13 protein-coding genes and 1 riboswitch are annotated in these 11860 nt (G+C 64.6%); of the genes, 3 read left to right on the top strand and 10 right to left on the bottom strand.

Annotated features, from left to right (window positions below; all coding sequences use genetic code 11):
• Positions 1-58 precede the first annotated feature (58 nt).
• From QJT78_RS53310 to QJT78_RS43855, 7 genes are all read right to left on the bottom strand, one after another.
• Positions 59-310, bottom strand: a complete 252-nt coding sequence (locus tag QJT78_RS53310; protein ID WP_348652424.1) for a toll/interleukin-1 receptor domain-containing protein — start codon at positions 308-310, stop codon at positions 59-61.
• Positions 311-505: 195 nt separating this feature from the next.
• Positions 506-2404, bottom strand: a complete 1899-nt coding sequence (gene thiC, locus QJT78_RS43880; protein ID WP_028153777.1) for a phosphomethylpyrimidine synthase ThiC — start codon at positions 2402-2404, stop codon at positions 506-508.
• 204 nt (positions 2405-2608) lie between these two features.
• Positions 2609-3217, bottom strand: a complete 609-nt coding sequence (locus QJT78_RS43875; protein ID WP_028153776.1) for a thiamine phosphate synthase — start codon at positions 3215-3217, stop codon at positions 2609-2611.
• On the bottom strand, positions 3204-3986 hold the full coding sequence (locus QJT78_RS43870; protein WP_028153775.1) for a thiazole synthase: 783 nt from the start codon (positions 3984-3986) through the stop codon (positions 3204-3206). Before QJT78_RS43870 ends, QJT78_RS43875 begins: the two co-directional genes overlap by 14 nt.
• Positions 3987-4154: 168 nt before the next feature.
• Positions 4155-4352, bottom strand: a complete 198-nt coding sequence (thiS, locus tag QJT78_RS43865) for a sulfur carrier protein ThiS (protein ID WP_028153774.1) — start codon at positions 4350-4352, stop codon at positions 4155-4157.
• Complete coding sequence (locus tag QJT78_RS43860) at positions 4343-5353, bottom strand: FAD-dependent oxidoreductase (protein WP_028153773.1); 1011 nt, start codon at positions 5351-5353, stop codon at positions 4343-4345. The genes thiS and QJT78_RS43860 overlap by 10 nt, the downstream gene beginning before the upstream one ends.
• A riboswitch (TPP riboswitch) is annotated at positions 5341-5469 on the bottom strand. It overlaps the preceding gene by 13 nt.
• A gap of 180 nt (positions 5470-5649) precedes the next feature.
• On the bottom strand, positions 5650-6177 hold the full coding sequence (locus QJT78_RS43855; protein WP_028153772.1) for a lytic transglycosylase domain-containing protein: 528 nt from the start codon (positions 6175-6177) through the stop codon (positions 5650-5652).
• A gap of 224 nt (positions 6178-6401) precedes the next feature.
• Here QJT78_RS43855 and QJT78_RS43850 point away from each other — a divergent pair, with 224 nt between their 5' ends.
• Positions 6402-6602, top strand: coding sequence for a hypothetical protein (locus tag QJT78_RS43850; protein ID WP_028153771.1), 201 nt, complete (start codon positions 6402-6404; stop codon positions 6600-6602).
• Between the two features lie 8 nt (positions 6603-6610).
• Here the strand turns inward: QJT78_RS43850 and QJT78_RS43845 are convergent, their stop codons facing one another.
• Both QJT78_RS43845 and QJT78_RS43840 read right to left on the bottom strand, forming a co-directional pair.
• Complete coding sequence (locus QJT78_RS43845; protein WP_028153770.1) at positions 6611-7939, bottom strand: ATP-binding protein; 1329 nt, start codon at positions 7937-7939, stop codon at positions 6611-6613.
• A gap of 13 nt (positions 7940-7952) precedes the next feature.
• Positions 7953-8732 carry a response regulator gene (locus tag QJT78_RS43840; protein WP_038941873.1) on the bottom strand — a complete coding sequence of 260 codons (780 nt, stop codon included), beginning with the start codon at positions 8730-8732 and terminating at the stop codon, positions 7953-7955.
• Between the two features lie 180 nt (positions 8733-8912).
• On the opposite strand from QJT78_RS43840, the gene QJT78_RS43835 reads away from it, so the two are divergent.
• Together QJT78_RS43835 and QJT78_RS43830 are read left to right on the top strand one after the other, a co-directional pair.
• On the top strand, positions 8913-9500 hold the full coding sequence (locus QJT78_RS43835; protein WP_038941874.1) for a hypothetical protein: 588 nt from the start codon (positions 8913-8915) through the stop codon (positions 9498-9500).
• A 237-nt stretch (positions 9501-9737) separates the two neighbouring features.
• Complete coding sequence (locus tag QJT78_RS43830) at positions 9738-10268, top strand: PRC-barrel domain-containing protein (protein WP_028153769.1); 531 nt, start codon at positions 9738-9740, stop codon at positions 10266-10268.
• A gap of 106 nt (positions 10269-10374) precedes the next feature.
• Here the strand turns inward: QJT78_RS43830 and QJT78_RS43825 are convergent, their stop codons facing one another.
• The gene (locus QJT78_RS43825) at positions 10375-11586 is read right to left on the bottom strand and encodes an ABC transporter substrate-binding protein (RefSeq protein WP_028153768.1); all 1212 of its coding nucleotides are present in this window, start codon (positions 11584-11586) and stop codon (positions 10375-10377) included.
• Positions 11587-11860: the final 274 nt, after the last annotated feature.

Below are 11860 nucleotides of genomic sequence, written 5' to 3'. Positions count from 1 at the left end.
CACGCCTCAAGCACCTTGCGATCTTTCCTCGAAAGGTGGACTTCTCTTGCTTCGGGTATCATCCCGACCTTGAATCACGACTCACGTTCCAAGAAAAGTGGGTACTAGGGCTTAGAATTACGATTCCAAAGCGAGAGTGCACCAATCCGGCATCGATCTTCACCCGTAGGCTGTTGCCTAGTTGAATCTCAGACTCATCCAGCCAAACTCTGAGACCGAATCCTGCGAGTTGGTTTGCTAGTGGACGTGCGACGTCATCCTTGTCCTCGGAGGCATGACTGATGAAGGCATCCCAGTCGTAGTCGGTCATTTTGATCGTTCCATAAGAGTTAGGTTCCGAAATTAATGTTGGATGGATACGAATCCACCATGCAATGTAAAATTGTGATGCGTTGGGCGGGCGAACGCAACCTGGCATATAAGTGGGACGAGAAAGAAAAAGCCGGGCGTTGCGCCCGGCTTTTCGTTTTGGCTCAATGCCTCGGCCTCAGCCTTAGGCGCCTTTTCACAGCACCCGATTGCTCTCCTTCACCTTCTCCGCGTCCAGATACACGCTTGAGCCCATCTCCTTGAACTTCGCACTCATCTTGGCCATGCCGTCCTCGGCGGTGCCCTGCATCGACATACCGATCGAGTTCGGGTCGTTCAGCGTCGCCGCATAATCCCGCACATCCTGCGTGATCTTCATCGAGCAGAACTTTGGGCCGCACATCGAGCAGAAATGCGCGACCTTGTGGGCTTCCTTCGGCAGGGTCTCGTCATGGAAGTTCTTGGCGGTATCCGGATCGAGGCCGAGGTTGAACTGGTCGCTCCAGCGGAAGTCGAAACGGGCGCGGGAGAGCGCGTCGTCGCGCAGTTGAGCGGCCGGGTGGCCCTTGGCGAGATCGCTCGCATGCGCGGCGATCTTGTAGGTGATGACGCCCACCTTGACGTCGTTGCGATCGGGCAGGCCGAGATGCTCCTTCGGCGTGACGTAGCAGAGCATGGCGCAGCCGAACCAGCCGATCATGGCCGCACCGATGCCCGAGGTGATGTGGTCATAGCCCGGCGCGATGTCGGTGGTCAGGGGCCCAAGCGTGTAGAACGGCGCTTCGCCGCACTCCTTGAGCTGCTTGTCCATGTTGATCTTGATCTTGTGCATCGGCACATGGCCGGGGCCTTCGATCATGACCTGGCAGCCCTTATCCCATGCGATTTTTGTCAATTCGCCGAGCGTCTCCAGTTCGGCGAACTGCGCGCGGTCGTTGGCGTCGGCGATTGAGCCCGGGCGCAGGCCGTCGCCGAGCGAGAACGAGACGTCATACTTGCGCATGAGGTCGCAGATCTCGTCGAAATGCGTATAGAGGAAGCTCTCCTTGTGATGCGCCAGGCACCACTTCGCCATGATCGAGCCGCCGCGCGAGACGATGCCGGTGACGCGGTTGGCGGTGAGATGGATGTAGGACAGGCGCACGCCGGCGTGGATGGTGAAATAGTCGACGCCCTGCTCGCACTGCTCGATCAGCGTGTCCTTGTAGAGCTCCCAGGTCAGCTTGACGGGATCGCCTTCGCACTTCTCCAGCGCCTGGTAAATCGGCACGGTGCCGATCGGGATCGGCGCGTTGCGCAGAATCCATTCCCGGGTGGTGTGGATGTTGCGGCCGGTGGAGAGGTCCATCACGGTGTCGGCGCCCCAGCGGATCGCCCACACCATCTTGTCGACTTCCTCTTCCACCGACGACGTCACGGCGGAGTTGCCGATATTGGCGTTGATCTTGGTGAGGAAGTTGCGGCCGATGATCATCGGCTCCAACTCAGCGTGGTTGATGTTGCAGGGGATGATGGCGCGGCCGCGCGCGATCTCGCTGCGGACGAACTCCGGCGTGATGAAGGCGGGCACCGCGGCACCAAAGCTTTCGCCGTCGGCGAGCGCTGCCTCGGCGCGTTCGAGCTGCTGCTTGCGGCCGAGATTTTCGCGCTCGGCGACGTAGATCATCTCCTTGGTGATGATGCCGGCGCGGGCGAATTCGAGCTGGGTGATCTTGTGGCCGTCGAGGCCGCGTAGCGGCTTGTGGTGCGCGGTGAAGGCCTTTGCGGCATGCGAGGCGCCGACGTTGCCATTGTCCTCCGGCTTGATATCGCGGCCCTGATACTCCTCGACGCCGCCTCGCTCCTTGACCCAGGCGAGACGGTTGCGCGACAGGCCGGCGTTGACGTCGATGGTGACGGACGGGTCGGTGTAGGGGCCCGAAGTGTCGTAGACCGGCAGGTTCGGCTCGCCGGCGCCTTCCGAGAGGATGATCTCGCGCAACGGCACGCGCATGTCGGGCGCAGCGTCCGGAGACGCGAAGATTTTTCGCGACGAGGGCAGCGGGCCGGTGGTGACGGCGGGAACGGTCTTTTCGGGGTTGGAGCGGATGTTCATGGGATCCTCCTTAATTCAGTTCGTTGGCATCGCTGCACGAGAGACAAGTACCGCTGTCATCCCCGCCTAGTGCGCAATTGCGCACGGGAGCGGGGATCCAGTACTCCGAGGCGGCGCGGCTGGCGCCGAGGAGCCGCGGCGTACTGGATCGCCCGGTCAAGCCGGGCGATGACGGCGGAGTGTGGGGTGAGAGCGGGGCGTGCATCATGCAGCCTTCTTCGATTGGCCGAGCCACTGCCGCACCCGCGCGTCCGGGTCGGCGTTTTGGGTGACGTCGCTGACGACGGCGATGGAATCGGCGCCGGCGGCAAAAATCTCCGCGGCGTGCTCGAATTTGATGCCGCCGATCGCGACCAGCGGGATGCTGCCGATCCGCTTCTTCCATTCCGTGATCTTCGGAATGCCCTGCGGTTCGAAGCGCATCGATTTCAGCGTGGTGAAGAAGATCGGGCCTAGCGCGACGTAGTCGGGTTCTGCGGCGAGCGCGGTCTCAAGCTCCGCGTCGTCATGGGTGGAGACGCCAAGCGACAGGCCGGCCTCGCGGATGGCCTTGAGGTCCGCGTCCGCTAGGTCTTCCTGGCCGAGGTGCAGATATTTTGCGCCGGCGACGACGGCCGCGCGCCAATAGTCGTTCACGACCAGCTTGGCCTGCGTGTCCTTCGTGATCGCCAGCGCATCGGTGACGATCTGGAGCGCGTCGGCGTCGTTGAGGTCTTTCGCGCGGAGCTGGATGGTGCCGACGCCGAGCTTGGTCAGGCGTTCGACCCATTTGAGGCTGTCGACGACGGGATAGAAGCGATCAGGATACGGCATGCCAGAATGGTGTCCCAACGACAGGGGTGGAAGGGGAGGCGAAGTCGCGGGCGTTCATCAGCCCGGCTTCGTAAGCGGTGCGGCCGGCTTCACAGCCGAGACGGAAGGCATTGGCCATGGCGACGGGATCGGCGGCTTTAGCGATGGCCGTGTTGAGCAGCACGGCGTCGTAGCCGAGCTCGAGCGCCTCGGCCGCATGCGACGGCGCACCGATGCCGGCATCGACCACCAGCGTGATATCAGGCAGCCGCTCGCGCAGCAGTTTCAGCGCGTCGCGGTTGGTGATGCCGCGGGCCGAGCCGATCGGCGCGGCCCAGGGCATGACGACTTTGCAGCCGGCATCGACCAGGCGGTTGGCGACCGAGAGATCCTCGGTGCAATAGGGGAACACTTCAAAACCGTCCTTGATCAGGATGGCGGCGGCCTCGACCAGGCCGACGACGTCGGGCTGCAGCGTGTCGTTGTCGGCGATCACTTCCAGCTTGATCCAGGACGTGCCGAACAGCTCGCGCGCGAGTTTTGCGGTGGTCACGGCCTCGCGCACGCTGCGGCAGCCGGCGGTGTTCGGCAGCACGCTGACGTCGAGCTCACGGATCAGATTCCAGAACGCGTCCCCGGTCTTGCCGCCGGCGGCTTCGCGGCGCAGCGACACCGTGACGATGTTCGAGCCGGAGGCACGGATCGCCGCCTGCATGATCGCGGGCGAGGGATAGAGCGCGCTGCCGATCAGCAGGCGGGAGGCGAAGGTTTTGCCGTAGAAGGTCACCATGTCCAAGGTGTCTCCTCAAGTTCAACTGTCGTCCCCGCGAAGGCGGGGACCCATACCGCGTGATTTCTCTTGGGGCACGTGGGGAGAGACCGGCCGCCATAACCGCTCCCTGTGGTTATGGGTCCCCGCCTTCGCGGGGACGACAAGTGGAGAGAGCGTGCCATCACCTCACCCTCCCTGCCGCGGCGTGATGATCTCTATCTCGTCGCCGGCCTTGAGGTGGGTTTCGGCCCAGCGGCTCTTCGGCACGACGTCGTAGTTCAGCGCGATCGCGAAATGGGTGCCCTCGTAGTCGAGCTCGGCGAGCAGCGCGTCGACGCTTGCGGAATTCACCTCGCGCTGCTCGCCGTTGACGATCACGCGCATTGCATCACCTCATTGTCGATCTGGCCGCGCTGGACGTATTGCAGCGTCAGCTCGGCGAGCGCTGGCGCGATCAGGAAGCCGTGGCGGTAGAGGCCGTTGACGGCGATCCTCTCGCCACGAATGCCGATGCGCGGCAGATTGTCGGGAAAAGCGGGCCGAAGGCCGGAGCCGAATTCGACGATGCGCGCCTCGCCGAAGGCGGGATGCACGGCATAGGCCGCGCCCAGCAGCTCCAGCGCCGAGCGCACGCTGACGCCGGTGTCCTCGGCCTCGATCGAGGTCGCGCCCAGCATGAACAGATTGTCCTCACGCGGGATCACGTAAAGCGGCCAGCGCGGATGGATCAGCCGCACCGGGCGCGCCAGCCGCACCTCGCCGGTCTCGATCAAAATCATCTCGCCCTTGACGCCGCGCAACTCCGGATGCTCGTCGCGCGCGCCAAGGCCGCGGCAGTCGATCACGATGCCGTCGAGGTCTTTGGCGGAGACGTCGCTATCAAACTTGATGGTGCCGCCGGCGGCGCGGATGCGCTCGTGCAGCTTCGGCAGCACGCGGCGCGGCTCGACATGGCCCTCGGTCGGGAAGAACAGCGCATCGCGGAAGCGGCCCTCCAGCGACGGTTCGAGCTCGGCAAGGCTGGTCGCATCGAGCCGGCGGTGGCCTTCGGTCATCCGCGCAAAACGCTCGAAGTCGTTGCGCTCGCGCGGGTGGGCGACGACGAGCGAGCCGTTGAAGGGCGTGTCCGGCAGCTCGCGCCGCCAGATGTCCAGGGAGCGCTGGCCGAGCCTGGAGATGATGGGTTCGGCGACCTCCGCCTCGCACCAGGGCGCGAGCATCCCGCCGGCCCAATGGCTGGTGGAATCGGTCATCGCGGCGTCACCGCGCTCGTGTAGCGTCACGGCATGGCCGGCCTGCGCGAACAACAGCGCCTGCCAGGCGCCTGCAATGCCTGCGCCGATGATGGATACCGGGGAATCCGGTCGCTTGGTGGTCTGCAACATCCCTGTCCCTTCGCCGGCATGACCCGGATCAGGTTCAAAGGGTCACCGCGGTCCTGGGCCTTCTGACCCATTTAGCGGTATCTCAGCTCCTCCTCGGAGCACCCCTCGGAACGGCTCTAATGTATGCCAGCGGGACGGGGTGGTCAACGCGCTTTGCGGGAACCCCTCGTGCCCCGGACGCAACGCATCACGCAGTGGTGCACTGCTGAGCCGGGGCCCAACTTCGTGCGTGGTTGGAACGGGTCCCGGCTCAGCGCAGCAACGCTTCGCCTCGCAGCGCGTCCGGGACACGAGAGCTATTTCGGCGCCTGCGCCCGCGCGTTGCGGACGTCCTGGGCGAGCTTCTTGTGCGGCGTGCCGAACATCGGCTGCGGGTTGCCGTTCGGCTCAAGCCAGGTCTCGTTGCTGGCCTGCTGCACCATTTCCTGGCGCTGCCGCTTTGCAACGTAGTAATAGCCGCCCGCGAAATAACGCACGGCTCGGGCGTGGTCGCCATTGGCGGCGCGATAGGCGCCGGCGAGGTATTTGACGGCGTAGGTGAGGTTGGTGTTGGGATCGCGCAGGCCGGCGGCGTCGCCGGTGTAGCCGACCCCGCGGGCGGTCGCGAGCTTGATCTGCATCAGGCCGATGGTGCCGCCGCGGCCGATCAGGCCGGGCTGATAGCGGCTCTCGCGCATGATGACGCGATGCACCAGCGCTTCCGGCACGCCGTTGGCGCGGGCATGGGCCGCGACCATCTCGACATACTCGGCTTCGCCCGCGAATGCGGCCTGCGGCAACATCAGCCCGGCCGCAGCGAGCGCGGCGATACGCAAAATTTTCATTGAATTATTCCTCGGCAGAACGGACCTGCACCCGTGCGCGTTAGGCCGTGGGAACACGGCGATGATGTGGCGAAACGCCGCCAGCGGCGATTTTCGCGGGGCCGTCGTTTTTACGACTCAAACCCAGGTTAGAATTGCACTTGGCGATGTGCGTTACGCGACAGCAGGTCTGTCCATTCGTGCGTTCGCCCAAAAACCGCTATTCAAAATTCGGGAGAACGTCCATGACCCGAGCAGACATCGGCGACATCCCCAAGCAGAACCCCTGTGCGCAATGTGGGGCACCGATCCCGTCTCCGGACTGGATCGAGCCGGGCGAAGGCCGCGTTTCCTATCTCTGGAAATGCCACGCCTGCGGCTACCGCTTCGAGGCGGTGGCGATCTTCGATGAGCATCCGATCGAGCATCCGCCGCTCGCCGCCTGAGGCGTGCCTTACGCCGCCCGCCGCGGCTGCTGCCACACCGGCAACTGCATCCGCACGATCAGCCCGTGCGGCGCGCGGTCGTGCAACGACAATTCGCCGCCGTGGGCGATCGCGATCGCGCGTGCGATCGACAGACCGAGCCCGAAGCCGGTGTGCTCGTCCATGGTGCGCGCGTCGTCGCCGCGCGCGAACGGCTCCAGCATCTCCTGCTTGCGCGCATCCGAGATGCCGGGGCCGTCGTCCTCGACGTCGATGACGAGCCTGGTGCCTGATACGTCGAGGCGGATCGTCACTTCGGCACCGAAGCGAATCGCGTTCTCGACGAGGTTGGTGACGCCGCGGTGCAGATCGTCGGGCCGCGCGACGGCCGTTGCCGAAGCGGGGCCGTCATAGTGCACGACATGGCCCATGTCGCCGAACTGGTCGGCGATGACCTGGAGCGTGCTCGCGATGTCGACCAGCGTCACCGCCTCGATCTTGCGGTCGTTGCGCAGCAGCGACAACACGGATTCCAGCATCGAGCGCATCTGGTCGAGATCGATCAGCATGCGCCTGCGGTTGCCCTCGTCCTCGATGAATTCGGCGCGCAGGCGCAGCCGGGTGATCGGCGTTCGCAGGTCGTGGCTGATCGCCGCCAGCATCCGGGTGCGATCCGACATCAGCCGCGCGATCCGCTCATGCATGCGGTTGAGCGCGCGCGCAACCGAGCGGATCTCCTCCGGGCCGCGCTCCGGCAGCGGATCGGCCGTCCCGTCCAGGCTGAAGTTCTCGGCGGCCCTGGCAAACGAGGACAGCGGCGCGGCCAGCGCGTAGGCCGCCCACAGGCCGAGCATCGTGACGCTGATCAGCGCGAACAGCAGCGTCATCATCCAGGGGCCGCCCCAGAACCGCGGCGGATGCGGGCCCTGCTCGACGCGGCCTGCGATCACGCTGCCGTCGGGAAGCTCGACCGCGACGCGGTGCACGCCGAAGTTCGGGGCCAGCGCGATCACCTTGTACTGATGGCCGAGATGCCGGCGCACGTTGCGAAGATGCGGGCCGTCCCTGTCGTCGGCGACGGAGAAGGTTCCCGGCGCGAGGAGCTCGATGCCGGCCTGCGGAAACGCACGCACGATATTGGCGAGGATGCGCGGCCGCTCGCTCGCATCCGTGCCGTTGAGCAGCAGGGCCGCGTCCGCGAGCTGATGGGCGGCGTCGGGCGGCGGCTCGGCCCGGTCCGGCCGGCTGATCAGGAAGCTGGCGGTGAGGATCAGATGCAGCGCGACGATCGACGCCACCACCAGCGCGGCGATCTGTCCACCGATGCTTTTGAGGTGGAAGAAGCGTAACGGCGTCATGACGGCCGTCCCGCTAATTGCTCAGGGTCGCCGCGACCGCTTTATTGCCAGCTGCTTCAGTCCCAGCTGCTTCAGTCCCGGCCGCTTCAGTTCTGGGCGTGAACAGATAGCCGCCGGAGCGCACCGTCTTGATGATGGTGGGATCGGCCGGATTGGGCTCGATCTTGCGGCGGATGCGGCTGACCAGCACGTCGATCGAGCGCTCGAACGAGCCGGTGTTGCGCCCTTGCGTGAGGTCGAGCAGGCTGTCGCGCGACAGCACGCGGCCGGGCCGTTCGCAGAACGTCCGCAGCAGATCGAACTCGGCGCTGGTCACCGCGACGCGCGCGCCTTCCGGATTGCGCAATTCGCGCAGGCGCAGATCGATGCGCCAGCCCTCGAAGACGAGCGTGGAGGCGCCCTCGATCGAGCTTGCCGCCTGGGCTGCGGCCTGGCGGCGCAGCACCGCGTTGATGCGCGCGAGCAGCTCGCGCGGGTTGAACGGCTTTGGCAGATAGTCGTCCGCGCCCATCTCAAGGCCGACGATGCGATCGACGTCCTCGCCGCGCGCGGTCAGCATGATGATCGGCGTCTGCGCCTCCGAGCGTACCTTGCGGCACAGGCTCAAGCCGTCCTCGCCGGGCAGCATGACGTCGAGGATGATGAGGTCGACCCTGTGATCGGCCAAGGCACGCGACATCTCCCGGCCATCGCTCACGGTGGTGACGTTGCAGGCGTTGTTGCGCAGGTACTTTGCAATCAACGTCCGGGTTTCGCGGTCGTCCTCGACGACCAGGATGTTGGGATTGGCCATGCGCTTTGTTTGTCCAAGATTCGGGCCAAAAGGCGAAGATTTTTGTTTCGGATTGTTTCTGCCTGTCCGGGTGCAACAGCAGGCAATACCCGGGCAGGGAAGCGGCAAGGTCTCGTTAAGGCCGCTAACCATACCGTGGCGGTGTCGCTTACGAAACCCCGCAAAAGCCACGGAGCCATTATGACCTCGATTTCGGCGGCCTCCGCCGGTAACTACCAGTCGCCCCTGCAGCGGCTTCAGCAGCAATTGCAATCGGACGTTTCCGACGGCACGATCGCGTCGTCGGACCAGTCGGCGCTCTCGACCGCGCTGACCGACATCGACACCGCCTTGCAGTCGAGCCGATCCAGCGATCAGTCGAGCGGCACGCGTCCCTCCAAGGACGAGATGAAGTCGAAGATCGACGATCTCATCGCCAACGAAGTGTCGAACGGGACGCTGACCTCGGACCAGGCGGACGAACTGAAGAACGTGTTTCAGTCCGCTTTCGCCAAGGGGCCCGGCGGCGCCGGCGGTCCCGGTGGTCCGGGTGGTCCCGGTGGTGCGGGCGGACCGCCGCCCGGTCCGCCGCCGGATGACAGCTCGTCGGATTCGTCCTCGACGGACTCGACCAGCAGCACGTCGACCAACACGACCACGGCGGACATTCTCCAGCAATTCCTCCAGGCGCTCCAGCAGTCGCAATCATCGAGCGCGTCCTATGGCGCCAACGGCAGCTCATTCGGCGGTTCGGATTTCTCCGCACTTCTGATCGACTTCAAGAGCTGACCTGAGCGACGCAGGTCGGCGCGTTCCTCGCCGTGATCGTGCTTCACCCAGGGCGCATGATCATCGGCGGGGAACTGTGCATCAGGAACGTTCCTCATCGAACGTTCCTGAGTGACACAGGAACTTTCATCGCAGCGCAGCGCCATCATCGCGTGACGAAATTGCCGCAGAAAAGGAACTGCGGATGATCGCCGCTGTTCTCTCCGCATAAGCTTTCTGCTGAAGGAGAGGACAACAATGTTGATGAAATCGATCGCCGCCGGCCTTGCCGGCACCGCACTGCTTGCGACCGTTGCGTTCGCGCAAAACCCGACCGCCACCACCGACAAGGCAGCGCCCGCGGCCACAACCACCACCACGACGACGACGACCGCGTCGGGCGAGTGGCGTGCTTCGAAGATGTCGGGCCTGAAGATCTACAACGACGCCAACGAGAACATTGGCTCGATCAACGACCTGCTGATGGACAAGAGCGGCCACATCAAGATCGCCGTGATCGGCGTCGGCGGCTTCCTCGGCATGGGCGAGCATTTGGTCGCCGTTCCCTACGAGAAGCTGAAGTTCGTCAACGAGGCCGTCGCCTACACCGGCACGGGCGCGAAGCCTGCGGCGACCACGACCACTGGCGCTGCGACCGGCACCGAGAAGACCACGACGACGACGGCTACGACCGCGTCGTCCACGTCGAAATGGTATCCGGACCACGCCGTGTTCAATGCCAGCAAGGACGAGCTGAAGAACATGCCCGAGTTCAAGTACTCGGAGTAATGCTGCTCGCGTGACGGCCGAAACGAAGTGCGCCCGGTTTTCACCGGGCGCTGTCGTGTCTTTCGTCTTTCACCTCTCCCCGCAAGCGGGGAGAGGGAGAAGACGTTCAGTGCGTCACCAGCGGGCAGCCGCCCTTGTCGAGCGGACGGAAGGCTTCGTCGCCGGGGACGGTGGCGATCAGCTTGTAGAGGTCCCACTCGCCCTTGGACTCCTCCGGCTTCTTCACCTCGAACAGATACATGTCGTGCACCATGCGGCCGTCGATGCGGATCTTGCCGTTCCTGGCGAAGAAGTCGTTGACCGGCGTTTTGCGCATCTGCTCCATCACCTTCGGCGCCTCGTCGGTCTTGATGGCCTCGATCGCCTTCAGATAATGCATGGTCGCCGAGTAGAGGCCGGCCTGGATCATGGTCGGCATGTGACCGACCTTCTCGTTGAACCGCTTCGAGAAGGCGCGCGTCTCCTCGTTCATGTCCCAGTAGAACGCGTCGGTGACGATCAGGCCTTGCGTCGCCTTGATGCCGAGCGAATGGGTGTCGGTGATCTCCTGGAGCAGCGCGATCATCTTCTGGCCGCCCTGAACGAGTCCGAACTCGGCGGCCTGCTTCAGCGCGTTGGTGGTGTCGCCGCCCGCATTCGCCAGCGCGACCACCTTAGCCTTGGAGGCCTGGGCCTGGAGCAGGAAGGACGAGAAGTCCGAGGAGTTGAGGGGGTGGCGGACCTCGCCGAGCACCTTGCCGCCGCTCTCCTTGACCACGTTGGCGGCGTCGCGCTGCAGCGCCATGCCGAAGGCGTAGTCGGCGGTGACGAAGAACCAGGTGTCCTCGCCGCGCTTCACCATCGCCTTGCCGGCAACGTTCGACAACGCATAGGTGTCGTAGGTCCAGTGCACCGTGTTGGGCGAGCAGGCGACGCCGGTGATGTCGGACGAGCCGCCGCCGGAATTGATGTTGATCTTGTTCTTCTCGCGCGTCAGCGCCGAGATCGGCAGCGCCACCGAGGATGTCGGCACGTCGAAGATCGCGTCGACCTTGTCGTTGTCGTACCAGTTGCGTGCGATGTTGACGCCGACGTCAGGCTTGTTCTGGTGATCGGCGGCGACCACCTGCACGGGCTTGCCCGCGACCTTGGCGCCGTAATCGGCAACCGCCATCTCGACGGCGGCGAGCGAGCCCTTGCCGGTCGCGTCCGCATAGAGGCTCGACATGTCCGTGAGCACGCCGATCTTGACGACGTCGTCGGAGATCTGCGCGTGCGCGGCACCTGATGTGGCGGCGAGAGCAAATCCGGCCGCGACGGCGGCGATGAGTTTCTGCATATGTTTCTCCCTGTGTTGTTGTTTGGGTTTTGTTGCGGGGACTGTTCTAGCGACAATCGGTCGCGGCGGTAAAGCCCGAGATGCGCGAGGAGGGTTGAGAATAAGTAGGGGGCTGCGGTGTTCTTACCCTCTCCCCTTGTGGGAGAGGGTGGCTCGCCGCGATAGCGGCGAGACGGGTGAGCGACTGTGTTCGCTGTCAAGCGGGTTGCCATGGTGTTTTCGTCCTGATCATGACGTTGAGGATGGTCAGCAGCTTGCGGGCGACGGCGATCAG

Source organism: Bradyrhizobium sp. Mp27, assembly GCF_029953005.1.
GTDB classification, from domain to species: Bacteria; Pseudomonadota; Alphaproteobacteria; order Rhizobiales; family Xanthobacteraceae; genus Bradyrhizobium; species Bradyrhizobium barranii.
This window is presented reverse-complemented; position numbering and strand designations above follow the sequence as displayed.

Coding starts and splice junctions, on each gene's coding strand:
- QJT78_RS53310 (WP_348652424.1), bottom strand. CDS start 310: ATGACCGACTACGACTGGGATGCCTTCATCAGTCATGCCTCCGAGGAC.
- thiC (WP_028153777.1), bottom strand. CDS start 2,404: ATGAACATCCGCTCCAACCCCGAAAAGACCGTTCCCGCCGTCACCACC.
- QJT78_RS43875 (WP_028153776.1), bottom strand. CDS start 3,217: ATGCCGTATCCTGATCGCTTCTATCCCGTCGTCGACAGCCTCAAATGG.
- QJT78_RS43870 (WP_028153775.1), bottom strand. CDS start 3,986: ATGGTGACCTTCTACGGCAAAACCTTCGCCTCCCGCCTGCTGATCGGC.
- thiS (WP_028153774.1), bottom strand. CDS start 4,352: ATGCGCGTGATCGTCAACGGCGAGCAGCGCGAGGTGAATTCCGCAAGC.
- QJT78_RS43860 (WP_028153773.1), bottom strand. CDS start 5,353: ATGTTGCAGACCACCAAGCGACCGGATTCCCCGGTATCCATCATCGGC.
- QJT78_RS43855 (WP_028153772.1), bottom strand. CDS start 6,177: ATGAAAATTTTGCGTATCGCCGCGCTCGCTGCGGCCGGGCTGATGTTG.
- QJT78_RS43850 (WP_028153771.1), top strand. CDS start 6,402: ATGACCCGAGCAGACATCGGCGACATCCCCAAGCAGAACCCCTGTGCG.
- QJT78_RS43845 (WP_028153770.1), bottom strand. CDS start 7,939: ATGACGCCGTTACGCTTCTTCCACCTCAAAAGCATCGGTGGACAGATC.
- QJT78_RS43840 (WP_038941873.1), bottom strand. CDS start 8,732: ATGGCCAATCCCAACATCCTGGTCGTCGAGGACGACCGCGAAACCCGG.
- QJT78_RS43835 (WP_038941874.1), top strand. CDS start 8,913: ATGACCTCGATTTCGGCGGCCTCCGCCGGTAACTACCAGTCGCCCCTG.
- QJT78_RS43830 (WP_028153769.1), top strand. CDS start 9,738: ATGTTGATGAAATCGATCGCCGCCGGCCTTGCCGGCACCGCACTGCTT.
- QJT78_RS43825 (WP_028153768.1), bottom strand. CDS start 11,586: ATGCAGAAACTCATCGCCGCCGTCGCGGCCGGATTTGCTCTCGCCGCC.